23 protein-coding genes are annotated in these 25,712 nt (G+C 62.8%); 8 read left to right on the plus strand and 15 right to left on the minus strand.

Annotation, left to right across the window (positions count from 1 at the left end; all coding sequences use genetic code 11):
* Positions 1–417 precede the first annotated feature (417 nt).
* Complete coding sequence (locus BLJAPNOD_RS21575) at positions 418–606, minus strand: hypothetical protein (protein WP_115421440.1); 189 nt, start codon at positions 604–606, stop codon at positions 418–420.
* Here BLJAPNOD_RS21575 and BLJAPNOD_RS21580 point away from each other — a divergent pair.
* Entirely contained in the window at positions 605–1,591 is a 987-nt protein-coding gene (locus tag BLJAPNOD_RS21580) for a LacI family DNA-binding transcriptional regulator (protein ID WP_115421441.1), read from the plus strand. The two genes, BLJAPNOD_RS21575 and BLJAPNOD_RS21580, sit on opposite strands and share 2 nt — an antisense overlap.
* Before the next feature lie 6 nt (positions 1,592–1,597).
* Here the strand turns inward: BLJAPNOD_RS21580 and BLJAPNOD_RS21585 are convergent, their stop codons facing one another.
* The 7 genes from BLJAPNOD_RS21585 to oiaX form a co-directional block, all read right to left on the minus strand.
* Complete coding sequence (locus BLJAPNOD_RS21585) at positions 1,598–3,241, minus strand: Na/Pi cotransporter family protein (protein WP_077505183.1); 1,644 nt, start codon at positions 3,239–3,241, stop codon at positions 1,598–1,600.
* A gap of 54 nt (positions 3,242–3,295) precedes the next feature.
* Complete coding sequence (locus BLJAPNOD_RS21590) at positions 3,296–3,592, minus strand: LacI family DNA-binding transcriptional regulator (RefSeq protein WP_115421442.1); 297 nt, start codon at positions 3,590–3,592, stop codon at positions 3,296–3,298.
* Complete coding sequence (locus tag BLJAPNOD_RS21595; RefSeq protein ID WP_115421443.1) at positions 3,589–5,310, minus strand: metallophosphoesterase; 1,722 nt, start codon at positions 5,308–5,310, stop codon at positions 3,589–3,591. The genes BLJAPNOD_RS21590 and BLJAPNOD_RS21595 overlap by 4 nt, the downstream gene beginning before the upstream one ends.
* A complete protein-coding gene (locus tag BLJAPNOD_RS21600; protein ID WP_077505177.1) occupies positions 5,310–5,918 on the minus strand; it encodes a dual specificity protein phosphatase in 609 nt (202 codons plus the stop codon). Before BLJAPNOD_RS21600 ends, BLJAPNOD_RS21595 begins: the two co-directional genes overlap by 1 nt.
* A 79-nt stretch (positions 5,919–5,997) precedes the next feature.
* Positions 5,998–6,834, minus strand: a complete 837-nt coding sequence (locus BLJAPNOD_RS21605; RefSeq protein WP_115421477.1) for an inositol monophosphatase — start codon at positions 6,832–6,834, stop codon at positions 5,998–6,000.
* Between the two features lie 107 nt (positions 6,835–6,941).
* A complete protein-coding gene (locus BLJAPNOD_RS21610) occupies positions 6,942–8,276 on the minus strand; it encodes a four-carbon acid sugar kinase family protein (protein WP_115421444.1) in 1,335 nt (444 codons plus the stop codon).
* Positions 8,277–8,303: 27 nt separating this feature from the next.
* Complete coding sequence (oiaX, locus tag BLJAPNOD_RS21615; RefSeq protein WP_115421445.1) at positions 8,304–9,560, minus strand: 3-oxo-isoapionate-4-phosphate decarboxylase OiaX; 1,257 nt, start codon at positions 9,558–9,560, stop codon at positions 8,304–8,306.
* A 169-nt stretch (positions 9,561–9,729) separates the two neighbouring features.
* Between oiaX and BLJAPNOD_RS21620 the strand changes: the two genes are divergently transcribed.
* Positions 9,730–10,461 (plus strand): transcriptional regulator NanR, encoded by a 732-nt coding sequence (locus BLJAPNOD_RS21620; protein ID WP_115421446.1) that lies wholly within the window; start codon positions 9,730–9,732, stop codon positions 10,459–10,461.
* Here BLJAPNOD_RS21620 and BLJAPNOD_RS21625 read toward each other — a convergent pair.
* The 7 genes from BLJAPNOD_RS21625 to BLJAPNOD_RS21655 all read right to left on the minus strand — a co-directional run bounded on the left by BLJAPNOD_RS21625 (position 10,458) and on the right by BLJAPNOD_RS21655 (position 18,585).
* Positions 10,458–12,380 (minus strand): hypothetical protein, encoded by a 1,923-nt coding sequence (locus BLJAPNOD_RS21625; RefSeq protein ID WP_115421447.1) that lies wholly within the window; start codon positions 12,378–12,380, stop codon positions 10,458–10,460. The genes BLJAPNOD_RS21620 and BLJAPNOD_RS21625 overlap by 4 nt on opposite strands.
* Positions 12,377–13,411, minus strand: coding sequence for a Gfo/Idh/MocA family oxidoreductase (locus BLJAPNOD_RS21630; RefSeq protein WP_115421448.1), 1,035 nt, complete (start codon positions 13,409–13,411; stop codon positions 12,377–12,379). Before BLJAPNOD_RS21630 ends, BLJAPNOD_RS21625 begins: the two co-directional genes overlap by 4 nt.
* Positions 13,412–13,414: 3 nt before the next feature.
* Complete coding sequence (locus BLJAPNOD_RS21635; RefSeq protein WP_115421449.1) at positions 13,415–14,479, minus strand: ABC transporter permease; 1,065 nt, start codon at positions 14,477–14,479, stop codon at positions 13,415–13,417.
* Positions 14,476–16,029 (minus strand): sugar ABC transporter ATP-binding protein, encoded by a 1,554-nt coding sequence (locus tag BLJAPNOD_RS21640; RefSeq protein ID WP_115421450.1) that lies wholly within the window; start codon positions 16,027–16,029, stop codon positions 14,476–14,478. Before BLJAPNOD_RS21640 ends, BLJAPNOD_RS21635 begins: the two co-directional genes overlap by 4 nt.
* Complete coding sequence (locus BLJAPNOD_RS21645; protein ID WP_077505163.1) at positions 16,026–16,670, minus strand: DUF2291 family protein; 645 nt, start codon at positions 16,668–16,670, stop codon at positions 16,026–16,028. Before BLJAPNOD_RS21645 ends, BLJAPNOD_RS21640 begins: the two co-directional genes overlap by 4 nt.
* Before the next feature lie 76 nt (positions 16,671–16,746).
* Positions 16,747–17,688, minus strand: coding sequence for a D-ribose ABC transporter substrate-binding protein (locus BLJAPNOD_RS21650; RefSeq protein WP_115421451.1), 942 nt, complete (start codon positions 17,686–17,688; stop codon positions 16,747–16,749).
* 69 nt (positions 17,689–17,757) lie between these two features.
* A complete protein-coding gene (locus tag BLJAPNOD_RS21655) occupies positions 17,758–18,585 on the minus strand; it encodes a phosphogluconate dehydrogenase C-terminal domain-containing protein (RefSeq protein WP_077505161.1) in 828 nt (275 codons plus the stop codon).
* A gap of 241 nt (positions 18,586–18,826) precedes the next feature.
* On the opposite strand from BLJAPNOD_RS21655, the gene ytfQ reads away from it, so the two are divergent.
* From ytfQ to BLJAPNOD_RS21685, 6 genes are all read left to right on the plus strand, one after another.
* Positions 18,827–19,789, plus strand: coding sequence for a galactofuranose ABC transporter, galactofuranose-binding protein YtfQ (ytfQ, locus tag BLJAPNOD_RS21660; RefSeq protein ID WP_077505160.1), 963 nt, complete (start codon positions 18,827–18,829; stop codon positions 19,787–19,789).
* A gap of 242 nt (positions 19,790–20,031) precedes the next feature.
* Positions 20,032–21,552 (plus strand): galactofuranose ABC transporter, ATP-binding protein YtfR, encoded by a 1,521-nt coding sequence (gene ytfR, locus BLJAPNOD_RS21665; RefSeq protein ID WP_115421452.1) that lies wholly within the window; start codon positions 20,032–20,034, stop codon positions 21,550–21,552.
* Positions 21,549–22,574, plus strand: a complete 1,026-nt coding sequence (locus BLJAPNOD_RS21670; protein WP_077505158.1) for an ABC transporter permease — start codon at positions 21,549–21,551, stop codon at positions 22,572–22,574. Before ytfR ends, BLJAPNOD_RS21670 begins: the two co-directional genes overlap by 4 nt.
* Positions 22,571–23,539, plus strand: a complete 969-nt coding sequence (gene yjfF / locus BLJAPNOD_RS21675) for a galactofuranose ABC transporter, permease protein YjfF (protein ID WP_115421453.1) — start codon at positions 22,571–22,573, stop codon at positions 23,537–23,539. Before BLJAPNOD_RS21670 ends, yjfF begins: the two co-directional genes overlap by 4 nt.
* Before the next feature lie 24 nt (positions 23,540–23,563).
* Positions 23,564–24,307, plus strand: a complete 744-nt coding sequence (locus BLJAPNOD_RS21680; RefSeq protein ID WP_077505232.1) for a FadR/GntR family transcriptional regulator — start codon at positions 23,564–23,566, stop codon at positions 24,305–24,307.
* 148 nt (positions 24,308–24,455) lie between these two features.
* A complete protein-coding gene (locus tag BLJAPNOD_RS21685) occupies positions 24,456–25,712 on the plus strand; it encodes a GGDEF domain-containing protein (protein ID WP_158556147.1) in 1,257 nt (418 codons plus the stop codon).

The raw sequence follows: 25,712 nt of genomic DNA on the forward strand, positions 1-25,712 counted from the left end.
CTCGCCTCGCTACACGATCCGGCGATGTGCCGGGCGCGTCGCGGCCGAGCCAACATGCGAACGGGGAGATCTGGCAGAGCCGCACGGGCACTCGCCCCCGCTCCAATTCGAGCTGGGCAACCTGCCGCGAAAACGCGATGCGTCGTCATCGATCCAATCCTCCCTGTTCGCGACCGACCCCGTTCAAACGATCCTGTCCGGATCAGGTCCGACAGCCACCAGCCGCTCCTCAGAAGCCGGCGCCATCATCACGAACATAGACGGAACAAAAATTCCATTTCGCAACCGCCTATGGAATGCATGATCCATTGAGAGGCTTCGCTTGTCAACAAAAAAATGCACACGTGCGCAATGATTTATCGTGTTGTTTTTATTGCCTAATTTTTTGGTCATGCACGACTTTGTTCGAACACGTGATCACTGCCGCGTGACCACCAGCCGAGGCTGCACCAGCGACAGGTGGAACGTCGAGGCAATCAGCCGGATTTCCAGCGCGCGTGGGGCGCTCGGCTGACAGCACCAACCAAAGCCAATGATACTTTTTCGTTGGAATGAACCGGCTTTTGTGGCCCAGATGGCCACAAACTGATTCTTGAGGAAAACCATGGCACGAGGGTTCGTCACGGCGGAGGAAGTCGCAAAGCGCGCAGGTGTTTCGCGCTCGGCCGTCTCGCGAACATTCACTCCGGGCGCCAGCGTTTCCCAGGCCGTGCGGCGCAAGGTGCTGAAAGCGGCGCGCGAGCTCGGTTATCGGGTCAACCGGCTGGCTCAAGGGTTGAACAACGACCGCTCCAACCTGATCGGCGTCGTCGGCACCAATCTCAGTGCACCCTTCATTTCCAAGCAGCTCGACCTCTTGAGCATCGGCCTGCTCCGGCGCGGGCTGCAGTGCCTGCTGCTCAATGCCGCCGATGCGCGCAAGGATATCGCGCCGCTGATCGAGCTGCTGTTCGAGTTCCGTGCCCAGGCGATCGTCGTGCTTTCCGGCGAGCCTCCGTCCTCGATTGTCGACGAATGCATCGCCAATGGCGTGCGGCTGATACTGGTCAATCAACGGCTCGACCGCACCGATACCAACATGGTGCTGAGCGATGATTCGCACGGTGCCGATCTTGCCGCGCTCCGGCTGATTGCCGCCAAATGCCAGAAGGTTGCGGTTGTCTCCAGCGCCAGCCAGACGCCCGCCCAGGTCCGTAGGGCAACGGCGTTTACACAAAGAATGCAGACGGCCGGCGTCGAAGTGGTCGCTTGGTCCGACGGGCCGACCGGCTACGAAAGCGGCTACCAGGCCGGTTGCGATCTCCTGCGCGACAAGAAGATCGACGGGGCGTTTTGCGTCACCGACCTTCTGGCGCTCGGTTTCCTCGATGCGGCCCGCATCGAGATGCATCGCCGCGTGCCGCAGGATGTCTCGGTCATCGGCTTCGACGACATTCCGCAAGCCGGCTGGAAGAGCTACGAACTGACGACCATCGTCCAGTCCCTGTCGACGTTGACGGAGAATGTGCTGACGGCGCTCGAAACCGACGAACCCGCAACGCGACTGCAGGTCGTGCCTGTGTCAATGGTCGAGCGAAAGACCGTGCGGTAGCAGACGTTACCCGGCCTGTCGGATGCGGCTTTCGATCAGCAACCCGCTGTCGTCGAGGATCGGATGCGCAACCGATGCGATATGGGCGTTGATGCGCTTGAGATCGCGCAGCATGTCGAGATGCAGTGAGCTGGTCTCGATGCTTTCCGCGCGGCCATCGCGCAGGCGCTGCAGATGACGCTCGGCCGATTGCCGCTCGAGACGCCGCACGTCTTCCTTTACCTCCACAAGCCGCCGCGCCAGGGCCGCATCGCGGGTGGCAAACACGGTCTGCGCCATGCGCAGATTGTCGAGCGTAATGGCGAAGAGCCGCGTCAGCTCCTGATGGCCATCTCTCGAAAAAGTCAGGCCCAGCGCGATCTTCTTGGCCAGTTCGGCGAGCAGGCCCTTTTCGATGATGTCGCCGATATGTTCGAGATTGATGGCGTAGTCGACGACATCCATCGCCCGCCGGCGGTTGTCTTCGCCGATCTCCGCCTGGCCGAGGCGCGAGACATAGACCTTGATCTGATGCTGCAGCCGATCGACCCGGCCTTCGAGCGCGCTGATGCCCGCGAGCTTGCTCGGGTCTGCATGCTGCAGCGCGTCGCTTGCCTTGGCCAGCATGCTTTCGATCAGATCGCCGACGGCCAGAACCTCGCGGCTCGCGCCGGCCAGGGCTGCAACCGGCGTCGAGAGCTTGTCCTCGTCGAGATAGCTCGGCGCGTCCGGCATCTGCCTGGGTTCCGGCAACAGCCTTGCGGTCAGCACTGAGAGCGGTCGAGACAGCGGCCAGGCAAGCATCGCCAGCGCCAGATTGAAGATGAGATGGGCATCGACAGGCAGCTTGTCATGCGAAAGCGGCAGGATATCGAGCAATTGCGCCGAGTAACCGGCAAGCGGCAACGCGACGAAGCAGCCGATGGCCCGCACGATGAGATTACCGATCGTCACGCGTCTGGCGCTGATCGGCGCCCGCAGCGTCGCCAGGACCGGTGGGACGGCACCGCCGAGATTGGCACCCAGCACCAGGACGACGATAAGCCCGGTGGAGATGCCGCCCGTTGAGGCAAGCGACAGGATGAGGACGACGATGGCAAGGCTCGAGGACGCCAGGACCGCCAGCATGGCCGAGAAGATGAGCGCGACCGGCCAGGCATTGTCCAGCATCGCCAGGAAGGCCGAAAGCGCCGCGGAGGCGCGCAATGGTTCCGTCGCAAGACCGATCAGATGCAGCGACAACAGCATGAGCCCAACGCCGACCAGGGCAGCACCGCCACCCTTTCGTGCGTTCGAGGTTCCCCGCGAAAGGATGACGCCGACAAGGATCAGAAGCGGCGAGAGCCAGCCGATGCCGAGCGACACGATCCATGCCGTCATCGCGGTGCCGACATTGGCGCCCAATAGCACGATCTGCGCCATACGCGGCGCAACGAGATTGCGCTCGGCAAAGGATGCGATCATCAGTGCCGTCGCGGTTGAACTCTGCAGCGCGATCGTCGCGATCAAGCCAGCGAGAAACGATCGAACCCCGTCGCGCGTACCGGCGGCCAACCCGGTCTTCAGCTTGGCGCCGAATGCGCGCTGGACGCCATTCTTGACCTGCGACAGCCCGAACAGCAGCAGCGCCACGGCACCGAAGAGATTGATGCTGATGATGGTCGAGTCCATGAGCGCGCTCCGGTCGGATGATCTTTCAGGCCCGTTGCCGCGACGGGCGTCGCTTCACTGCCTGCCGCGCCGCAGTTCCTCGCGGAACAACTGCTGGAAGGCGGCGTATTTCTCGAAGCCGAGATCGTTGATCAGCCGCATGACGGTGGAGGTGGAAACGCCGGCCCGCGCAGCCACTTCCCGTGCGCTGGCAAAGGCGATGTCATAGGGGTGAGACAGGGCGAACTTGGCGACCTTGAGCCGCCCGCCCTTGAGCCGACGGGCACCAAGGCGAAACGCCTCCTTCAACTCCGGGACGCTTGCCGGCGGTTTCAGCCTCCAGCCGGGCAATTCAAACGACTGCTCGTTCATGGGCAAGCAACCTCCTTCGCTTCTCGCTGCAGGGTGATCTCGATCTGCCGCGCACCGTTTTCCGCCCGGTCGATAAAGGCGGCAAAAGCGCCGAGGAAGATCGACAGGAAACCGGCGATGGAGCCGTCCCATCCCTCTTGCGGTTCCCGGCCGAACCGCTCGGCAAGGGCACGGTAAAGACCGAGCCGCTCCGGCGCGATGGCAGGCAAGGCCAGGTGGGCTGCCTGGCGCAAACAGTACCAGTCGGCGATGATGTCGATCATGCGGCAAGCAGCAAGCTGCTCCGTTGCGATTCCAGAGGTTTTTGCAAGCGCGTGCAATACCGCTACCGCCACTTCGGCGTCGACCAGCTCCGCGCTGACGTCAGCAATTGTGGCGCCCGAAACCCGGCTCACCACGTCTTGCGGCCACTCCTTCGGGAAGTAGCGGTGGCGAACCAGGGCCACCTTATGGGCGCGCAGAAACGCGCCATAATCCTCGGCATCAAAGGCGGCATCGTCGGGCTCTTCAAGCCGCGCCGTTTCACGGCGATAGGCCTGCGGCAGGCGCGGATCCACCGCCATCGTCTGCAGTTCGACGGTATCGACTGTTATGCCGTCCTCTGTCGGCTCGATGACCTTGAAGGCCGGGGGATAGGCGACCAGCGACGGCACCGCCACGTTGGTGAGTTGGCGCCCGCCGCGCCCCCGCCGCGTCACGCCCTCGACATGGAGGTGGCCGCTGAAATGCACGGCGAGCCCGGCACCGAGCAGGGCATCGGTAACGGTCTGGCGCGGTGTGCGGCGGGCAATATTGGTTTCACCAAACAGCACGCGCTCGGCCCCGGTCGCGCCATCGAAGGGATCGAGCGCCGGATAGTGCGAGAAGGCGAGCACGGTCTTGCCCAGCACCTTTGCCCGCGCGCAGACGTCGGCGATCCACGTGACGATAAAGGGCTTCAGGCGCAGCATGGCGTTCCAGCCGGCGGCAGTGCTGTCAATGAAGGCCGCTTCTTCGCCGCTTTCGAACGTGCCGTCCCGCGGCTCGAAGACATTGGCGTCCATCATCAGCAGCCAGAGCCCAGGCTCTGGCTCGACGAGGTACGACGCGTCCATCAACGCATAGCGGTTGCGTCCATCTGGAGAAGCCACTTCGTAACGTCGGCTTTCGACATCGTCGGAAAGGCCGAACGGCGTCTCCCAATGGAGATATTCGGACTTGCGAAAATAGCCGTAGGCAGCCATCGGCCCAAGACCCGAAGGATAGCCCTCGCAATACATGCGCGGGGTCACGATTGCGCCCTCAGTGGTCGATGCCGGATCACTCGCCACCCAGACGCCGGCACCCTCCTGGTCCAGGAACTCCTTGGTGTGGTTGCGCCCCGATGGGCCAAAGATGTCGTGATTTCCGGGGAGAGCGTAGAAGGCGGTGCCATACTCGCTCGCATGCCGGTCGAGGATGCGGCGCAAGCTCGCGGTCGTCTGCCGCTGGCCGTCGTCGGTATAATCGCCCAGGAGAACGACGTGCCGGATGCCGCGATCGCGCACCTCATCCAGCGCCACGGAAAGCGCCTTGGCGCTCTCGTTGAAGACACGGGTCGACTGGCGCGTTTCCGCCCAGCTGCGAACCATCATCCGCTGGCCGTCGATGGTCATCCCCGGAAAATCGAAATCGCCTTCAAGATCATGAAAATGCGCGTCGGCGATAACGGCGATGCTGGGTTGGCGGCGCTTCAACATCAGTCCTGCCCGGATGCCTTGCCGGCGATCATGTCGACCCACTGGGATGCCCGGCGGGCCGCCTCGTAAAGCATCGGCTTCGGCGTTTCGAACCATTCGTCCGGACGCAGTTCGCGATGTTCGCGAATATGGGCGACGGCGGCATCGAGCGTCGGAAACAGCTCCGGTTGCTGCTTGTGCAGGAAAAGCGCGACCAGAGATACCGAGCGGCTGCGTCCGCCGCGGCAATTGACCAGCACATTGCCGCCATCGGCAAAGGGATAGGTCTCGCGCTTCGGCATCGCCTGGCGCAGCGCGCCATCGAGGATATAGTAGGCGCCGAGCATCATCGTATCAGGGCTGCCCTCGCCGTCGATCAGGCCAAGCTTGTAATAGCGGATATCGGCGTAGCCGCTCGGCCGCAGGTCGCCGCCATCATCGACGGCAGCGCGCACCCAGTTGATATCGAGATTGACCGCGCAGTTGACGACAATCGAAATGCCATGTCGCTTGAGCAGGTCGAGATCGCGGGCACCGTCGCTGCCGCCAATATAGATATCGGATTTGTGTGGGCCGACGTCCCTTGCGATCAGACTGATCGCCGGGCGCGCATAAACAGGAGCATCCATGCCGTTTCCTTTCCAGATCAGGCGATAGCGAAAGGCAACCGCCCGTAATTCTCACCGTTCGCGCCGTCGGCGCAGGCGCTCACGCGAGCTGCGGTTCGGCAACGGCCGCATCGGCTGACGCGATCGGTATTCGAGACGCCTGACTGATCCCACCGGCAATGCCGGGGGCGGATGCGAGAACCGGTCCACCGCCGCGAAGACTGCCGATTTCCATGAAGGGGCAGACATCGCCGCCGGCTTCAGCAACCAGCAGCAAGCCGGCAACACAATCCCAGGAGTTCATATGCAGTTCGATATAGGCATCCGAACGACCGTCAGCGACATAGGCGAGCGCCAGCGCTCCGGAGCCTGCCCTGCGGACATTGGTGCCGAGCGCCAAGAGATCGCGGATGGTTTCGAGGTAGATTTCATTGGACACGCGCCCGGACCAGCCCATCTCGACCGACGCCGTCTCGAATGCCGTGGTGGTGGAGACTGCGATCGGCTGCCCGTTGCGGGTCGCGCCTGCGCCGCGCTCAGCGAAATAGAGTTCGTCCAAAGCGGGATTGTAGATGGCGCCGATCTCCGCCCGGCCGTTCTCGATATAGGCGATCGAAATGCAGAAATGTGGGATGCTGCGGGCGAAATTGGCAGTGCCGTCGACGGGATCGACCACCCAGAGACGATTGCTGATCGAGCCGCCGCCTTCCTCACCGAAGAAGCCGTCATCAGGAAAGTGCTCGGCAATAGCCTTGCGAATGTGCGCCTCGGATGCCGCATCCGTCTCGGTCAGAAAGTCCTGCGGACCCTTCATCGAGAACCCGCGGCTCGCACTGTCTTCGAAACCGCGCAGCACCAGCGCACCGGCCGACAGGATGACGTCCCGACAGAGCTTCGCCCGACCCTGCAGATCGTTCGGATAGAATGGTCGTTCCAGGTTCATTCGGGCACAGCTCCTTTGCACACGCGAGCATCTTTGCACACGCGTTCATTGGTGACAAGCCCCATTCCCTGTTTCAAGCCCAGGGATGCTGAACGGAAGGGCTAAGCCGCTCGACCGTCGCGGATCATCGAGAAGTAGTCGTCATGGCCGATCTGTCCGCCCTTGAGCGAGATTTCGAGGCCATCGACAGCGGGATCGCGGCTATGCGCAGTGCAAAGCGGCGAGCCTGGAGATTGCGGCAGCGGCAACCGCAGCGTCAGGGCCTCGACGGAAAGCTTGCCGAGCGCATGGCTGGACGTGTCGCCGCCTGCAATGACGGCGCGACGAAGGCCCGCGCGCGTGACCAGCTGCTGCAATAGTACTCCCAACCGCTCTCCAAGTCGGTGGCGGGAGCCATCTTCGAGCGACAGGGCGGCGCCACGATCGGCCGCCGGCCCGAGCGCCGTGTAGAAGATGACGCTGCGACCGGATGCGAGACCCTGCAAGCCGCGCGCAACTGCGGTCTCAAGTGCCGCAGTTGCGTCCGCGGCGGCAAAATCCACCGCGTCGAGCGCGATCCCTTCGAAACCATTGTCGACCGCATGACGGATCTGCCGCTCGGTCGTCGGCGATACGCTGCCGGATACGACGGCGATCTGATCGACGCGCGCGGCTGCAGAGAAGGCGGGTGCAGCGCACAGCAGGCCAAGCCGTTGCCATTCCCTCACCAGCGCATACTCCACCCCCGAGGATCCGCAGATGAACTGGCCGGACGGCGCCTTCAGTCGCCAAAGCTGCCTCCCGACGACCGCCTGGCTGTCTTCATCGGCCACGTCGAACAGAACGATATCGCTTCCGGCTGCAAGAGCCCGATCGATCGCCGCATCCACATCGGCCGCCTTGAGCGCGGCAAGGTCGACAAGGCCGCAGCGAAGTGCCGTCTGTGGCGCCAGGTGAAGGCGAACATCCGCCTCGCTCATCGGCGTTACCGGGTGCCGGCTCATGACGGGATGGCGATCGATCCGGTAGGTCTCGCCGCGATAGGCGGCAAACAGATTGCCGAACGCCGTGTATCGCCGGATCTGCGGCGCGCCGACGACGAGCGGCACCGGCGCCGCCCCGAAGATGTCGCGGCCGATTTCGATGGCCTTGCCGATGCTGCCGAGCTGCGGGCTGGAATCGAAGGTCGAACACACCTTGTAGTGCGTGATCGCGGCACCGAGGGATTTCAGCCAGGAAAAGGCGGGAGCGAGATTGTCGTCCATCCAGCCCGGCGTCTGGCTGCGGCTTGTGCCGGCAAGGCCGAAGGCACCGCAATGGGAAAAGCGATCAAGGAGCGACGCATCCGGGATTTTCAGGAACAGCGCCGTGTCGACGCCCTGAGACGCAAGCGCCTCCATGACATCGGTCGAACCGGTCAGGTCATCGCCGTAATAGCTGAGCAAAGGTGTCTGCATGAAGGTCTCGCTGCGAATTGCGTTCGGTCAGGCGCCCTTGCCGTCGGCGAACTTTTCAATGGACTGGGCAAGTTCGAGATGGTCGCGGGCATAATCGGTCAGCGAGATGCCGGCAACGGCCGCCTCCCAGGCCTGACGAACCGCCCTGACGCCCGCTCCGGCACCGCCCGGGTGGCTGACGATGCCACCGCCGCAGAGATAGAGAAGGTCGGTGGATCCGCCGGTCCGCATATAGGTGTCGGGGGCCTGGCCGCCCCATTGCCCGGAGCCGACGACCGGCAGCGGGCAATCCTGCGGCGCAAACAGCGGCGTACTGATGGCCTTGAATGATTTCACGAAACTGTCGTCCGGCTCCCAGTATTTGACGCGGATGCCGTTGATCTGGAACTGGTCGACACCGAGCAGACGCCAGAACTGCTGCCACACGGAAAATTCCATTCCCAGTCCCCCGTGGCGGGTCAGGACATCCCAGCCATTGCGGTGGGCGTGCAGGACGAGCCTGGACCGTTTGCGCAGGAAAGCGATGCCGCCCATGCCGATGGAATTGATGTTGACGACGGCTGCGTTGCCGCCGGCAGCCGCGACCAGATCGTGATTGCGCATCATCTCGTCAGGGTCGGCGTGAGAGATGCCGAAGGCATACATCACCTTCCTGCCGGTCTTCTGCTCGTGATCGAGGATTTTCGGCATGATCGCCGCAACCCGGTCCTTAAGCGGCGAGTAGGCTGGGCTCATCAGCTTTTCATCATCCTTGATGAAATCGACCCCTGAAGACAGCAGTTCGCCGACCAGCTCTGCCGTCTCCTGCGGCCGCAACCCGAGTGCCGGCTTGACGATCGTGCCGATGATCGGCCGTCCCTCGACACCGGTCAGCCTCCGGCTGCCGCCAACACCGAACTGCGGCCCTGGATGGGCGCCTGCGAACTCTGGCGGCAGCTCCATGTCGACGACCCGGATGCCGGTCATGCCCTTGATCGAATAGACGCCGCCGATGGCAATCGTCATCAGCGCCGAAAGATCCGTCCCGACGGCGTCGAGCGGAAAACAGACATCGACATCCGCCCGGTTGAAGTGCTTCGCCTCCCCGGCCTCATCAGGCAGCGATGGCCGCTCTGTCGGCTCAAGATGCCGGATGGCGACGACGCGCGCAGCTACCCGGGCTTTCAGTTCCTCGGTTTCTCCGGGGACCGCGACGAAGGTCCCGGTCGACTGGTCGCTGGCGATCTTCGCGGCGAGCGCCTCTACGTCGCCAGCGCTCTCTATCCGGTAGGTCATGCGTATCACGGGCGGCTCGCTCTTCGGCTCGAAAGGAGTGGCTCTTGCTATCAAACTGGTATAATGAGTATCTCAGTTGCGCAAGAAGAATCTCTGAACGAGCGCCGCCATGCGAACCATTCCTTATCCGCAGGAATCGTGCATATAGGACACACGCTCAGGCACCGGTGGAGTTCACATGATCAGCCAGCCAGAACCCATTGTTCGCAGGAAACTCTCTGACGAGGTTTTCGCCCGCTTGAAGACCTTGATCGAAAGCGGCGAATTGCAGCCGGGCGACGAAATGCCGTCGGAACGTATGCTGATGGAGCGGTTTCAGGTCGGCCGACCGGCGATCCGCGAAGCGATGCAGGCGCTTGCGAACATGGGCCTTGTCGAGATCTCGCACGGCGAGCGCGCCAAGGTGCTCAAGCTCACACCCAAGTCCCTCTTCCGCCAGATGGACGTGGCCGCCAAGATCATGTTGTCGGGCTCTTCGGATTCGCTCGAACATCTGAAAAGCGCGCGCATCTTCTTCGAGCGCGGCATGGTGCGCGAGGCTGCGAGCCGCGCGACAGCCGCGGATGTCGCCGCACTGAAAGACACGCTCGCCCGCCAGCGCGACGCGCTTGGCGATTCCGAAACGTTCATCGCCGCCGACATGGCCTTCCATAGCTGCATCGCGCAGATTTCCGGCAACCCCATCTATACCGCCGTCAGCGAAGCGATGCTGGGCTGGCTGAAGGAATACCACACGGAAATGCTGATCTGGACCGGTCGTGAGAACCACACGCTCGCCGAGCACGAAGAGATTATCGACTGCATCAGCCGCGGCAATCCTGATGATGCCGAACAGGCGATGATCAAGCATCTCGAGCGCTCACGCGCGCTCTACGCCTTGAAGGGCAAGACCGAAGGCGCCAACGGCTAGCGGGGAATTTCGATCCGGGCGACGGCATAGGCCGGTAACCGGACGCTTTCTCCGCGAAGGTCGACGGCCTTCGGCTCATCGGTGCGCGATCGCATCCAGTTTTCGTCGACAATGGTAATCCTTGCCTTACCGACAAAGCCGAGGGCCGCAACCCGCATCTGCGGACTGATGTTGGCCAGAAGCACCGTTCTGCCGCTATCGGTGGCGGCGCCGACCCCAACAAGCGCGTCCGAAGCGCTGGTTTCGACCGACACGCCTGCGCGCCCCGCCAATTCCGCCAGCCACTTCAGCACGTGAAAGAGCGGACGCTTTCCGCCGTCCTCCATCGGTTCGCCGGCGGCGGCAATCAGACCGAACGGGCCGCAGAGCGTCGAAAGCGTCAGCACCTCCAGCCCGGCCTCGGCCACAGTCGCCGCGTAGGCAAGCGTCCATGCGACGCCGAAAAGGGCATTGTGCCGCGGGTCTCTGTTCGCCATGGCAATCCGCCTGCCAAGCGGGTTGTCCTTCGTGGCGCTGCCATAGGGGTTCTGACGCATCGCGATCGTCGATGGCCCGATGCGGTAGGGCCGGTCTCCATAGATTGCCCGAACCGAACGCGTCACGTGACGCAAGGCTTCGAACGTCTGCATGACACTCAGATCGTCTGCCGCATGGACGATCGGATTGGTGCAATGGGTCAGATAGGACAACGATCCGGCCGGCACGCGTTTGCGATTGAGCTCGGTGAAGTAGCTGAACATGCCGCCGCCAAGCGGCAGTCCGGGAAACGCACGCTGCGCCGCCGCGTAGACCGCTTCGAGTGGCGGGCAATCCGGCCAGGTACTTCCAGGCGGCGTCGATTGACGGTCGACCGAAGGCGAAACGGCAATGCTCGAAAGCGTGAGGCCGGCCGTTTCGACGTCGGCCGCAACCGCCTTCAATTCCTCGTCGAGCGCCTGCCGGCAGGCAAGGAAACACTCGAGAGTCACCTTCGCGCCGCTCGCTTGCGCGATTCTACGGAAGCCTGAAAGCGCCTCGACCCCATGACCGGCGCCCGGATCGAAGTGGCAGATCAAGTGCCGGGCGCCCAGCTCCGCAACGAGATCCGCATGCCTCAGCTCCTCAGTCAGATCCTCCGGGCGCAGGCCAAGGCCGATCTCGGGAAGTGTCTGGCTGATGTCGGCGAGAGAAATCTCGATCGCTTCGGGCGTCCGGCCATCCGCGGCGACCGGCGGAGCGGACGGTGTGATCGTCAGCAAAATCGACTGACGAAGCGTTTCTCCCGCCTTCAGGATGTAGGGCCACGGCAGTGCCAGCGGGCGCACATAAGTCTTGTATGAACCGTCCGTCCAATTGCGCTGGTCTTCCATTTCGAAGACATCGCCGGTCATCCGACACTCAGCCGTGACCCCGGGCATGGCCTCATGGGTGATGGCCGAAATACTCTTGAACGGCTGCCAAGGCTCGATGAAATCTGGAAAGACGGCGCGTTCGATCGTGCCGTCGCCATGCTCCACCGCAACAGGTCTGCCGGCGACGCCAACGACCGGATGAAGGACGACGAATCCGGCGCGCGCCGTCTCAAAATCGCGATCGGGTGTGAAGTTCGCGGCAAAAGTGACGGATTGCGGGTCAAGCGCGATCGTCGCATTGCACCGAAGAATAGCCCCATCCGGCGCCGCGAACCGGGCGGAGTAGCGGACCGTAGCGCGTTCGGCACCTACCTCGATTTGCACGCCGTCGAGCGCCGCTTCGCAAGTGCCCCAATCGCGATCGCGAACAAGAAACGAAATGCCGCGCAGAACCTCGCGTTCGGCAAACCGGATCGTGCGCAGATTGCCGCCGTCCAGGTCGACGCTCAGTTGTCCCGCTTGCAGACGCTGAACGGTCGGTTCGCGTTCGTCGGAACCGAACAGGAGAAACGCGCGCGATAGCGTCATCCCAGGAATTCCGAGAGCGGCACGGTGCGATTTTCCGCCGCGCTCAGATAGGACGCCTCGACCAGCGCAAAGGTCTGCAGGTTGTCGCGACCGGACGTGTCGGGTTCGCGCCCCTCGCGCAAACACTCGACCCAGTGGCGCTGGATAAGACCGACGCTTTCCTGAATGTTGTGCCACGGCTGCGTGGCCCAGGGCAGAAGACGTGGCTGCACGTCGCTCACTTCCGTACCGTCCGGCGAATGAACGGACAGGCGGTAGCTCTGCGACAGGCGAAGCGTGCCCATGCTGCCATCGACTTCGAGCAAGGTCTCCGGGAAAGGCTCGACCGGAAGCCGGGTCGCATAGCTGCAATCGACAATGGAGGTGATGCCGGCCGCATGGTCGAGCATCATCGTTGCGACGTCCTCTCCGGCAATCGCGGGATTGACCCGTCGCGTGCGCGCCGTCACCGCAGTCGCGTTGCCGAAGAGGAAGCGAGCGATATCCAGGGCGTGGATGCCGAGATCCTCGACGATGAACCGTTTTCCGGTGGCAAGGTAAGGTTGGCCGGTGAAAACGTCATAGGCAGAGCGGAAGCTGACCCGTCCCCAGAAGACCTCGCCGATTGCGCCGCTTTCGATTGCGGCCTTCGCCGCACGGATCGGCGATTGCCAGCGAAAGTTCTCATGGATCATGAAGGCGACGCCGGCCCGGCCACAGGCGGCGACCATTGCGGCAGCGTCTTCCATCGTCGGCGCGAATGGCTTCTGGCAGATCGTCGCCACGCCGTTTGCCGCCGCCATCTCGACCAGCGGGCGATGGCTGGCAACCGTCGTCGCGATGTCGACGAAATCGAACCCGCCATCGGCAAACAATGCTTCTGCCGAGCTGTAGCGTCGCTCGACACCGAACGTGTCGCCGACGATCTGCAGCCGCGCCGGGTCCCGGTCGCAGATCGCGACGATGCGCACGCCCGCAGCGTCATTCCAGCCGTGCATCTGGTTGACCGCGAAGAAGCCGCAACCGATCAGCGCACCTTTCAATTCCGTCATTCTTCAACCCTTCTTGGCAAGCTGCATCAAGGTCACCTGCTGCTGCAGCCGGCGCTGGGCCTGGTCGACGACAACAGCGACGATGATCACGATGCCCTTGATCACCATCTGCCAGAAAGACGAGATCCCCATCATCACGAGCCCGTCAGACAGAATGCCGATGACGAAGGCGCCGATGATCGTGCCGCCGATGGTGCCGCGCCCGCCGGACATCGACGTCCCGCCGAGAACAGCCGCCGCGATTGCATTCAGCTCGAACGAGTTGCCGGTCGCGGGATGCGACGCCATCAACTCCGACGAGATCACCAGGCCGACGATCGCCGCGCAGAAGCCCGAGAACATGTAGACGAACATCTTCACCCGGTCGACCCGGATGCCCGACATGCGTGCGGCGCGCTCGTTGCCGCCAACGGCAAAGATGTGGCGACCGATCGGCGTGTATTTGGCGACATAGGCAGCTGCCAGCGCTACGACGATCAGGATCCAGATCGAAACCGGCAACCCGAGCACACGCCCCGATCCGAGGAAGGCAAAGCCCGTGGTCGCAAGCTCCGGCTTGCCGACGAGGTTGGGGAACGTCTGGCCGTCGGACGACAGCAGCGCGAACCCGCGCGCGACATAGAGCGTGCCGAGCGTGGCGATGAACGGCGCCACGTTGAGCTTGGTGATCAACAGACCGTTGATCGCCCCGATTACGACGCCGACGGCAAGGGTGATCAGGCACACCTCGACGATGTTGAAGTAGACGGTAAAGCCGAACTGCAGGTCGATGCCGTTGAGGATGAGACCGCCGGCAACCATGCCGCAGAGCCCGACGATCGACCCGACGGACAGGTCGATGCCGCCGGTGATGATGACGAACGTCATGCCCATGGCCAGGAACGCGTTCAGCGCCACGTGCTTGGACATCAGGATGATGTTGGCCGTCGACAGGAAGTTCGGCGCGAAGATCGAGAAGAACGCGATCACCGCGAACAAGGCGATGAAGGTTCTGAGCTTCATCAGGGTCAGCAGGACCGATCCGCTGGAAACGTCCGTCGCGTCGGGGGTCGTGGTTGCCGTCGTCATTGGGCGAGTTCCCTTGTCGTTTTGTGTCCTTCGGCCGAAGCCTTGACGATCATTTCTTCGGTCGCGTCCTTGCGGTCGATCACGGCGACGAGGCGGCCGTTGCTCATGACCGCGATGCGGTCGGACAGCGCCATCACCTCCTCGAGGTCCGAGGTAGAAAAGAGGATGGCGAGCCCCTCGCCGGCCAACCGCCGCATCGTGCGAAACACGTCCGCCTTTGCGCCGACGTCGATGCCGCGGCTCGGCTCGTCCATCAGCAGAACCTTCGGCTCCGTCATCAGCGCCTTGCCGATCACCACCTTCTGCTGGTTGCCACCCGACATCGAGGTCACTTCAAAGTCGGGGTTCGGGGCCTTGATGGAGAGATCGCGGATCGCCGATTGGATTGCCGACTGTTCGCGTTCGCCGGCAATGTGAAACCCGAAGCGCACGAACCGATCGAGGCTTGCCAGCGTCAGGTTGCTGGCGATCGAGAGCGCCTGTACCAGACCTTCGCGCTGCCGGTCCTCCGGGATGAGCGCCAGGCCCTCCCGGATCCGGCGCGACGTATCACGATCCGCCACCTCGACGCCGCCGACACGAATGCTGCCGGTGGAGTGGGCATGCTGGCCCATCACGCATTCGAAGAATTCGCTGCGCCCTGCCCCCATCAATCCGTAGATGCCGAGCACTTCGCCCGCCCGCACCGAGATCGAGACGTGGTCGACGGCGAGTCCGCCTGTTTTCCGCGGCAGGCAGATATCCTCCACCCGGAACATTTCCTCACCGAGGCGATGATCGATGGACTTGGCAAAATCCTTGGCGTCGGAGCCGATCATCGAGCGGACGATCCACTTGGTATCGATATCGCGCACCATCGCGTGCCCGGTAATCTGGCCATCGCGCAGGACGGTAATATAGTCGCCGATGCGCATCAGTTCTTCGAGGCGGTGGGAGATATAGACGATCGCCACCCCTTGTGCCTTCAACTCGCCGATGACCTTGAAAAGCACATCGACTTCGGCCGCCGACAATGCCGATGTCGGTTCGTCGAGAATGAGGATGCGGGTGTCGAGCGAGATCGCCTTGGCGATCTCGACCAGTTGCTGCTGACCGATCGGCAGGTCTTCAACCAGCGTCTCGGCGTTGATGCCGGCGTCGAGCTTGTCGAGGAAATGATTGGCTTTTTCGACCTGTGCGCGATGATCGATGCCGCGGACGCCGCGCATGATCTCGCGCGTGGCAAAGATGTTTTCGGCCACCGACAGGTTGCCGAAGAGATTGAGTTCCTGAAAGACCATGCCGATGCCGTGACGCTGGGCGTCGGCCGGCGAAAGAAATTCGACCTCCCTGCCGTCGATGAGGATCCGTCCGAGCGAAGGTTTCTCCACCCCGGCAATGATCCGCATCAGCGTCGACTTGCCGGCGCCGTTCTCGCCGACAAGCACGTTCACGGCACCGCGCCGGAGCGCCAGATTGGCATGACGCACGGCGACGATGCCGGAATAGACCTTGGTCACATCCTCCAGGCGCAGCACGCAGGTTTCGTCTTCTATCGGATGCATGGTCATTCGCTCACCGTCAACTGAACGGGTACGAACAGCGGCAGCTGCCCCTTGGCAGGCAGCGGGAAGGCGCCCAGCGCCTCGAGCTTCTTGCCGGCAAGACCTTCACGCGAGAGCTTTTCCAGAATGAGGCCGTTGACATGGGTGTTGAACGACTTGCCGTACTGCGCCCACTCGATCTGGTTCTTGAATTCGTTGAAATTGACGAAGTCGAGGCTGTCGCGGATTGCCGTGCCGCGGATCGCCGGCCCGATCTGCACGCGGGCATCCGCCTTGCCGTCACCGTCCGCGTCGACATCCACATAGGCCGATCGCGATTTCGTTTCGGCGGCGACGATGGTCCCGGTGAGGCGTGCCGCAAACGTCCAGGGCGCGCTCCCCTGCTTTTCCTTGTGACCGTATTTCGCGCCGGCCGCATCGGCATTTTCTGAAGCAAGCGCCGCCACCTCCTGAAAACCACCAGCCTTTTTGCCGAGATAGGGCACCACTTTCGTGTCCCATATTTCGGCGACCATGCGGTCGGGATTGAACCCGCCGGACGCGGCTTCCGCAGCCTCCTCCGCCGTGGGCGTCTTGATGATCTTGCAACCCGACAGAGCGATCGCACAGACAAGTGCAAGCGCAGCCGCGGCCTTCAACTTCGGCATCGAGAACTACTCCGTGACAGGACAATGGCGCGCGACGGCGGTCCCCGTCGTCGCGCGCCTGGAGGATCGTTGAGGATCAGTCGGCGAGAGCGAAGGTCTCGAGCTGGCCGGCGTTCTCGCTGTTGATCAGCACGCAATCCATCAACTGCTTTTCTTCAGCCGGGCCTTTGCCTGTCTTGATGTAGTCGTGGGCCTGCTGGACGGCCATCTGCGCCTGCGCGTAGGCCGGTTGCAGAACGGTCGCCTTGATGCCGCCCGACTTGATCGAGTCGCGAACGTCGTTGGAGCCGTCGAAGCCGACGACGATGACATCCTTGCGCCCGGCGGCCTGAAGGGCTGCGATCGCGCCCATGGCCATGGTGTCGTTGCCGGAGATCACGCCCTTGATATCGGGATTGGCCTGCAAGATGGTTTCCATCTTGCTGTAGCCCTCGGTCTGGCTCCAGTTGGCCGACTGCTGCGCGACCATCTTCATCTCGGGATATTCGTCGATGACGTCGTGATAGCCCTTCGAGCGAATGCCGGCATTGAGATCGGCCTCACGACCGAGCAGCTCTACATAATTGCCGCTCTCACCCATCAGGCGGACGAACTCTTCAGCGCCAAGCTGGGCGCCCTGGTAGTTGTTGGAGACGATCTGCGAGACCGCAACACCGGTGGCGTTGATCTCACGGTCGATGAGGAAGGAGGGAACGCCGGCATCCTTTGCCTTCTGGACCGCTGCGATCGAGGCCTCGGATCCGGCATTGTCGAGGATGATCGCCTTGGCGCCACGACCGATAGCGGTGTCGATGAGCTGTGACTGTTTGTTGGCGTCGTCGTCATGAACGAGCACCAGGGTCTCGTAGCCCAGCTCCTTGGCCTTGGCCTCGGCGCCGACGGCTTCCGCCTTGAAGAACGGGTTGTCATGCGATGGCGTGATGATGGCAATGAGATCGGCCGCATAGGCCGGAATGGCCGAACCGGCGGCCAGAAATGCCGCGAAGGCGGCGATGGTCATTCTGCGTGTCAGTTTCATCAGTTTTCTCCTCCCAGGTTGAATGGTGACCGAAACCGCCTCACCGGCTCCGGTATCGCGTGCGCACCTTCAGGTGATGCGGCGAATGCTGTCGGTGATTTCCTGCGGCTCGAAGACACGCTTCCAGTCGTCGCGCATCAGCATCGGCTTGCCGAACTCGATCGCCTTGTTGCAGGCATCTGAAAAGACACCCTCGACCTCGTCAAAGATCACGGCGCCGAGCACGTTCATGTGGCCGAGCAGAAAATCCCGCGCCGCTTCGCGCGGCACGCCGCGGGCGATGCATTCGTCCATCGCTTCGCGCATGACGACCAGCAGCGACGCGCATACGGTTTCCGACAGGCCGGGCTCAAGCAAGGCCATCTGCTCGACGGTGACGCGGTGTGAGCGCATCACCGGCGCCCAGATGAGCTTGGCGATCTCTTCGCCCTTGGCATAGTCCGCCTCAGGCCCCTGCATCAGTGCGGAAACGATATGCTGCTTGGCGGCGATGCCGCCGAAATGATCCTTGCGTGCGGCAAGTTCGGTCTCGTCGTTGAAGATCGGCGGATGGCAGGGATGCGTGACGAAATAGGTAAGATCGCCGCGCTCCGGCAGGTGGCCGGCGAAGGGCGCTGCGGCGTCGAGGACGACGACCATCGTGCCAGGCGCCAACTGATCGACGATGCCGGCCGCAACCTTGCCGATCGCGGTATCCGGCACCGCGAGAATGATGACATCCGCGCCGTCGAGCGCCTGGTCGGCGCTCACCGCGCTGAGACCCAGTTCCTTTGCCAGACGCGCGCGGCCAAGCTCGCTGACCTCGACATGGCGCACGTCGAAGCGTGAGCCCTTGAGGTTCTTGGCCAGTCGGCAGCCCATCTTGCCGCCAGCACCGAACAAAGCAATCGAGGTCATGTCGTCTCTCCCAAACAGATCGTGTGGTCGCAGTCATACGCGCAACTGGTATAATGAGTCAATAAGCATGTCATCATCCTCACCAATCTGCCGCCGGACGGGCGGGGACCCGCCTGCGCTCCCTTTTGCACGTTCCGGTGCATCTGGTTGGAGCTTGTCTTCAAACGTGAGTTTACAAAAGTAATATTATATGATTTTTTGCAATTGCTGCGAGGAGAGCAGCTTTCTTTGGGAGGAAACCATGAAATTCGCCAAAGCACTCGCGAGTGCAACGATCCTTGCTGCCTGCACGTTCGGCAGCGCATCTGCCGCAGATCTCGTCGTCGGCTTCTCGCAGATCGGCTCGGAGTCCGGCTGGCGCGCGGCGGAAACCACGCTGACGAAGCAGCAGGCTCAAGAGCGCGGCATCGACCTGAAATTCGCCGATGCCCAACAGAAACAGGAAAACCAGATCAAGGCGCTGCGCTCCTTCATCGCGCAGGGCGTCAATGCCATCCTGCTTGCACCAGTTGTCGCGACCGGTTGGGACGAAGTCCTTCAGGAAGCCAAGGATGCGGAAATCCCGGTCATCCTGCTCGACCGGACCGTTGACGCTTCCGACGACCTCTATATGACCGCCGTCACGTCGGACCTCGTGCATGAAGGCAACGTCGCGGGCAAGTGGCTCGCCGACACCGTTGCCGGCAAACCGTGCAACATCGTCGAACTCCAGGGCACGACCGGCTCTTCGCCGGCAATCGACCGCAAGAAGGGCTTCGAGCAGGCCCTGTCAGGTCACGACAACCTGAAGATCGTGCGCAGCCAGACCGGCGACTTCACCCGCACCAAGGGCAAGGAAGTCATGGAAAGCTTCCTGAAAGCCGAGGACGGCGGCAAGAACATCTGTGCACTTTACGCCCATAACGACGACATGGCCGTCGGCGCCATCCAGGCGATCAAGGAAGCCGGCCTGAAGCCGGGCAGTGACATCCTCGTCGTTTCGATCGATGCCGTGCCGGATATCTTCCAGGCGATGGCGGCAGGCGAAGCCAACGCCACCGTCGAGCTGACACCGAACATGGCCGGCCCTGCCTTCGACGCGCTCGCTGCGTTCCAGAAGGACGGAACGAAGCCGCCGAAGTGGATCCAGACGGAATCGAAGCTCTACACCCAGGCTGATGATCCGATGAAGATCTACGAAGCGAAGAAGGGGCTCGGTTACTGATCCCAGACACGACAGGCGCCGGCGCAAACCGTCGGCACCTGTTGTCGCAAGCCGGACGATCGGCACCGCGGGGTTGAGCGATGGAACGGGCACGCCCACCTCGTTCTCACCGCGGGTTGACGTCGGGCCGGCATGCTTTGCTCGAGTACGAGGATCGATGCGAAGCAGGACCGGTGCTTCGGCACGCTGAAGCGATGCGGTGCGCCCGATAGGGCGTTCCGCGTTCCAGTCAGAGAGGGATCATGCAGACCATTGGCGACAACCTGCTTTCAGCGACCCGGATCGACAAGATCTTTCCCGGCGCAAAGGCACTGGACAAGGTCGACTTTCATTTGCGCCGCGGCGAGGTTCATGCGCTTCTCGGCGAGAACGGCGCCGGCAAGTCGACGCTCGTCAAATGTCTCACCGGCGCCTATCGGCGCGATGGCGGGACGATCTTGCTCGATGGCGTCGAGGTCGATCCGCGCGACACCTTCAATGCGCAGAAGCTCGGCATCGGGACCGTCTATCAGGAGGTCAACCTGCTGCCCAATCTGACGGTCGCGGAAAACCTCTTTCTCGGCCGGCAACCGCGTCGGCTGGGATTCGTCGATGTCGCTGCCATGAACCGCCAGGCGCGCGCGCTGCTTGAAAACTACGAGCTCGATCTCGACGTCACCCGCACGCTCGACAGCTACTCCGTCGCCATTCAGCAGGTGGTGGCGATCGCCCGTGCCGTCGACCTCTCAGGCAAGGTGCTGATCCTCGACGAGCCGACGGCAAGTCTCGACGCCCACGAGGTCGAGATGTTGTTTCGCATCGTCCGGCGGCTGAAGGCGCGCGGGCTCGGCATCGTCTTCATCACTCACTTCCTCGAGCAGGTGTACGAAATATCCGACCGCATCACCGTGCTTCGCAACGGCCAGCTGGTCGGCACCCGCGACACGGCGACGCTCGAGCGGCGCGACCTGATCTCGATGATGATCGGCCGCGAGCTTGCAGCGGAGATCCGCGCAGCGCGCGAAGAGCCCGATGTCACCGGACCGGTGCGCTATCGCTTCAAGGATTACGGCCGCAAGGGCCACATCTCCCCCTTCGATCTCGACGTGAGGGCCGGTGAGGTCGTCGGCATTGCCGGACTTCTCGGCTCAGGCCGCACGGAGACCGCCGAGATCCTCTTCGGTGCGCATCGCGCCGACAGCGGCGCGGCGGAAGTGGACGGCAAGACCGTCCAGCTCTCGTCGCCGCGCCGGGCGATCGCGCAACGGTTCGGCTTCTGCCCCGAAGATCGCAAGACCGACGGCATCGTCGGCGACCTCTCGGTGCGCGAAAACATCGTCTTGGCGTTGCAGGCACGACGCGGATGGACCCGACCGATCTCCCGCACCGAACAGAACCGCCTCGCCGACCACTATATCCGCGCGCTCGACATCCGTACGGCCGATCGTGAAATGCCGATCCGGCTCTTGTCCGGCGGCAACCAGCAGAAGGCTATCCTCGCCCGCTGGCTGGCGACCGAGCCTGAGTTCCTGATCCTCGACGAGCCGACGCGCGGTATCGATGTCGGCGCGCATGCCGAGATCGTCCGGCTGATCGAGGGCCTGCGCGAGAAAGGCATGTCGCTGCTGGTCATCTCGTCGGAGATCGAGGAACTCGTCGCCTACTCGACGCGCATCCTCGTGCTTCGCGACCGCCAGCACGTTGCCGCACTCGAAGGCAACAGGATCACCGCGGACCAGATCATCGAAGCCATCGCATCGGCGAATGAACGGGGAGCGGCATGACAGCAACACTCAAGGGCTATGCGCTCCGGCTTCTGCCGCAGATCATAGCGCTGGCGGCAATCCTCCTGATGGTATCCTTCGTGTTCCCAGGCTTCTTCCGCCTCGAAATTCAGAACGGCCGTCTCTATGGCAGCCTCATCGACATCCTCAACCGCGGTGCACCCGTGGTCCTTCTCGCGATCGGCATGACCGTCGTCATCGCCACCAAGGGCATCGATCTTTCCGTCGGCGCCGTCATGGCTATCTGCGGCGCCGTCGCCGCCTCGTCGATCACGTCGGGCCACTCGCTGGCGATGACGCTCGTCATCACGCTTGGAACTGGGATTCTCTGCGGCCTATGGAACGGCGTCCTGGTCGCCATTCTCGACATCCAGCCGATCATCGCGACGCTTGTGCTGATGGTTGCCGGACGCGGCATCGCCCAGCTCGTTACCGAAGGCGCCATTCTCACCTTCAACGATCAGGGACTGATCTTCCTTGGCAGCGGTTCCTTCGCATGGCTGCCCCTGCCCGTGATCATCTGGCTGGTCTTCGGCATTCTGGTAGCGCTGATCGTGCGCAAGACGGCACTCGGCATGCTGATCGAGGCGATCGGCATCAACCGCCAGGCAAGCACGCTCTCGGGCGTTCTGACCCCGGTGCTGCTGATCGCCGCCTATATGCTGTCAGGCCTTTGTGCCGCGATTGCCGGCATCATCGCTGCCGCCGACATCAAGGGCGCCGACGCCAACAATGCCGGGCTCTGGCTCGAACTAGACGCCATTCTCGCCGTAGTCATCGGCGGCACCTCGCTTCTTGGCGGTCGCTTCAGCATCGCCGCCTCCGTGCTCGGCGCCATCATCATCCAGTCGATCAACACCGGCATCCTGCTTTCCGGCTTCCCGCCGGAGTTCAACCTGATCATCAAAGCGGCGATCATCGTCTTCATTCTCGTCTTGCAGTCGCCGCCGGTGCGCAACGCCTTCACCTTCCTCGCGCTCCTGCGCGCCAGCAGAAAACCGACGGAGCGGCAAGCGCGATGAAACCGAAATACCTGCCGCTGACCGCAACCATCGTCATTTTCGTCTTGAGTTACGCGCTTTGCGCGGCGCAGTACCCCAACATCCTGTCGACACGGGTGATCGGCAATCTCCTGACCGACAACGCCTTTCTCGGCATCGCTGCCGTCGGCATGACTTTCGTGATCCTGTCCGGCGGCATCGACCTGTCGATCGGCTCGGTCATCGCCTTCACCGGCGTGTTCCTGGCCGTCGTCCTGGAGAACACCGGCATCCATCCGCTTGCCGCCTTCGCCATGGTGCTTTTGATCGCCACGCTTTTCGGTGCATTGATGGGCGCCATCATCCATTATCTGGAGATGCCCGCCTTCATCGTCACGCTCGCCGGCATGTTTCTGGCGCGCGGCATGGCCTTCGTGCTGTCGATCGACAGCATCGCCATCAAACACCCCTTCTACGGCACGATGAAAGCCCTCTACTACAAGCTTCCCGGCGGCGGCAGGATCACGCTCATCGGCGGGTTGATGCTGCTCGTCTTCGCTATCGGCATCGTCATTGCCCATCGCACCCGCTTCGGCACCGACGTCTACGCGCTTGGCGGCGGCTCCGCGACCGCCAAGCTGATGGGCGTCCCGGTCGGGCGCACCACCATCATGATCTACGCGTTGTCGGGCCTGCTCGCGGGTCTCTCCGGCATCGTGTTCTCGCTCTATACGTCGGCCGGCTACTCGCTTGCGGCAGTCGGCGTCGAGCTCGACGCAATCACCGCGGTGGTGATCGGCGGAACGCTTCTGACCGGCGGCTCCGGTTTCGTCGCGGGCACCTTCATCGGCATTCTCATCCAGGGCCTGATCCAGACCTACATCACCTTTGACGGCTCCCTCTCCAGCTGGTGGACGAAGATCCTGATCGGCCTGCTGCTGTTCGTCTTCATCCTGATGCAAAAGGGCATCGTCTACGTGTCGCGCAGTGAACGGCGACATGCCTAGGAAAGGGTTCGGTTGCACCTCATGCTGTCAGGAAGCTTCGCAACACGACCGGTGAAACGCTCGAGCCATGGCCATGTGGTCGACGAACTCGGGCGTGCAGTGATCGGCGGCGAGTTCGCGGCCGGTGATATTCTGCCGGGGGATGTCGAGTTGGCGGCACGCTTCAAGGTGTCGCGCACAGTGCTGCGCGAGGCGATGAAGACGCTTGCGGCCAAGGGCCTGGTGTTCCCGCGCGCGCGCATCGGAACGCGGGTGATGCCGCGGGCGCATTGGAACCTGTTCGACAGTGACGTGCTCTCCTGGCATTTCAGCGTCGGCGTCGACGAAGTCTTCCTGAATCACCTGAGCGAAATCAGGCTAGCGCTCGAACCCTATGCGGCAGCGCTTGCGGCCGAGCGTGCCACCGACGCCGACATTGCCCAGATGATGCGGCTCGCCGTTGCCATGGGCAACGACGACCACAGCGCAGAAACACTCGCCCGTGCCGACCTCGAATTCCACCTGCATCTGCTCGAGGCGTCACTCAACCCGTTCATGCGCACGGTCGGCAGCCTGATCGAGGCGGCGCTGATCGGCGTCTTCAAGCTCACCAACCCGACCGCCGACCGCAGCGAAATCGACCGCGTCGCCGTGACCCACATCCGCATCGTCGAAGAAATTCGCCGCGGCGACGCCGAGGGCGCCCGGCAGGCGATGGAAGACGTGATCCGGGCCGGCCAGCAGCGACTGATGTCAGACCTGACGGTGCGGATGGCCCGACCATCGTAAGGGACTGAAAACCGATCGCACAGATCGGCAAGGTGCATCCGAAACGCTGGAAGGGCCGACGCCCCTGCATGCGAATAGTTGCAGCCACCATTTGTGAAACCTTTAAGATTCTGGCGCATAAATCTCCGGCAGAATCCAGGAGCTGATGGTGGAAGCGCTACACACCCCGACAATCATGATTAGCTCCTTTGCGACGCTGGTCGTTTTTGCCGTCTTTTTCGCGCTCGCCTCGCGGCAGGAGCGCAACAGTCTGGAACTGCGGCTGTGGTCTTGCGCATTTCTGGTCGGAGCCCTTGGATTTACCCTGCTTGCCTTGCGAGGCCCAGGCTATTCCTTCGTGCCTGTCTCCCTGGGCAACGCTCTGGCGGTTCTCGGGCTGGCGCTCATCTGGCTTGGTTTGCGGGCCTTCGACAATCAGCCGCTGAAGATCGCCTCCGCATTGGCCGGACCCATGCTATGGCTATTGATCACCAGCTTCTCCGACTATGTCCAGAGCAGCGTCACCAGCAGGATCGTGCTGTTTTCCGCGTTGATCTTTGTCTATTCGGCCATGATCGCGGTCGAGATCTTCCGCTCCGACAATTTCCGCAAGCTTCCAAGTTCCTACATCGTTGCGTTTCTCTTCGCGACGCATGGGCTGTTTTATCTGGTGCGCATCCCGCTGATCTTCGTCTGGCCGCTTTTCGGCAATACCGCGTCCGGCGCCGAGCAGCCGGTGTGGTACCAGCTCATGACGTTCGAGTTGTTCCTTCATAGCCTGGCGGGCGGCTTCTCGTTCTTCGCACTGATCAAGGAGCGGACGCAGCACAGATACAAGCTGGCGTCGGAAACCGATGCCCTGACAGGTGTACCGAACCGACGCGCCTTCATGGCGAAACTCGACGCCTATCTTGCGACAAAGCCCGCTGAAGGCGCGTTGATGTACATGGACATCGACCACTTCAAGGCCGTCAACGACCGCTATGGCCACGCTACCGGTGACAAGGTGCTCATCGAATGCGCCGCCGTCATATCGCAAGCCGCAGGCGGCCGGGCCTTCCTCGCGCGCATGGGCGGTGAAGAGTTTTCTGCCTGCTTCCCCGGGGTCTACCGGTCGCAGGCCGCGGTGATCGCCGAAGATATCCGAGTTGCCTTCGAGCAGGCGATCGTCAGGGCAGGAAACACCACGCTTTCGGCAACGGTCAGCATCGGCGTCGCCTTTGTCGGCAGCGAGCAGGAAGCAGGCGAGCTTCTGTCGTCCGCCGACCGCGCACTCTATGCGGCAAAGGCTGCCGGGAGAAACTCCGTCTGGGCCACCGGCAAGGACGGCGCCCCCCGGTTTGTATCGGGGCTGGCGGCCAAACCGGCCGAGCCGGCGCCTTCCTCGGGGAGGACTGAGAGAGGTTCGATGGCGCACTGCGCCTAA

Origin of the sequence: Ensifer sp. M14 (genome assembly GCF_003355565.1) — a bacterium.
Classification (GTDB): Bacteria; Pseudomonadota; Alphaproteobacteria; order Rhizobiales; family Rhizobiaceae; genus Ensifer.

Bases quoted from the DNA above. Each gene is read 5' to 3' on its own strand.
- BLJAPNOD_RS21670 (WP_077505158.1), top strand. From the start codon at position 21,549: ATGACAGCAACACTCAAGGGCTATGCGCTCCGGCTTCTGCCGCAGATC.
- BLJAPNOD_RS21620 (WP_115421446.1), top strand. From the start codon at position 9,730: ATGATCAGCCAGCCAGAACCCATTGTTCGCAGGAAACTCTCTGACGAG.
- BLJAPNOD_RS21655 (WP_077505161.1), bottom strand. From the start codon at position 18,585: ATGACCTCGATTGCTTTGTTCGGTGCTGGCGGCAAGATGGGCTGCCGA.
- BLJAPNOD_RS21650 (WP_115421451.1), bottom strand. From the start codon at position 17,688: ATGAAACTGACACGCAGAATGACCATCGCCGCCTTCGCGGCATTTCTG.
- BLJAPNOD_RS21575 (WP_115421440.1), bottom strand. From the start codon at position 606: ATGGTTTTCCTCAAGAATCAGTTTGTGGCCATCTGGGCCACAAAAGCC.
- BLJAPNOD_RS21590 (WP_115421442.1), bottom strand. From the start codon at position 3,592: ATGAACGAGCAGTCGTTTGAATTGCCCGGCTGGAGGCTGAAACCGCCG.
- BLJAPNOD_RS21645 (WP_077505163.1), bottom strand. From the start codon at position 16,670: ATGCCGAAGTTGAAGGCCGCGGCTGCGCTTGCACTTGTCTGTGCGATC.
- BLJAPNOD_RS21630 (WP_115421448.1), bottom strand. From the start codon at position 13,411: ATGACGGAATTGAAAGGTGCGCTGATCGGTTGCGGCTTCTTCGCGGTC.
- BLJAPNOD_RS21635 (WP_115421449.1), bottom strand. From the start codon at position 14,479: ATGACGACGGCAACCACGACCCCCGACGCGACGGACGTTTCCAGCGGA.
- BLJAPNOD_RS21600 (WP_077505177.1), bottom strand. From the start codon at position 5,918: ATGGATGCTCCTGTTTATGCGCGCCCGGCGATCAGTCTGATCGCAAGG.
- BLJAPNOD_RS21580 (WP_115421441.1), top strand. From the start codon at position 605: ATGGCACGAGGGTTCGTCACGGCGGAGGAAGTCGCAAAGCGCGCAGGT.
- BLJAPNOD_RS21640 (WP_115421450.1), bottom strand. From the start codon at position 16,029: ATGACCATGCATCCGATAGAAGACGAAACCTGCGTGCTGCGCCTGGAG.
- BLJAPNOD_RS21610 (WP_115421444.1), bottom strand. From the start codon at position 8,276: ATGCAGACACCTTTGCTCAGCTATTACGGCGATGACCTGACCGGTTCG.
- yjfF (WP_115421453.1), top strand. From the start codon at position 22,571: ATGAAACCGAAATACCTGCCGCTGACCGCAACCATCGTCATTTTCGTC.
- BLJAPNOD_RS21625 (WP_115421447.1), bottom strand. From the start codon at position 12,380: ATGACGCTATCGCGCGCGTTTCTCCTGTTCGGTTCCGACGAACGCGAA.
- ytfR (WP_115421452.1), top strand. From the start codon at position 20,032: ATGCAGACCATTGGCGACAACCTGCTTTCAGCGACCCGGATCGACAAG.
- BLJAPNOD_RS21585 (WP_077505183.1), bottom strand. From the start codon at position 3,241: ATGGACTCGACCATCATCAGCATCAATCTCTTCGGTGCCGTGGCGCTG.
- BLJAPNOD_RS21595 (WP_115421443.1), bottom strand. From the start codon at position 5,310: ATGTTGAAGCGCCGCCAACCCAGCATCGCCGTTATCGCCGACGCGCAT.
- ytfQ (WP_077505160.1), top strand. From the start codon at position 18,827: ATGAAATTCGCCAAAGCACTCGCGAGTGCAACGATCCTTGCTGCCTGC.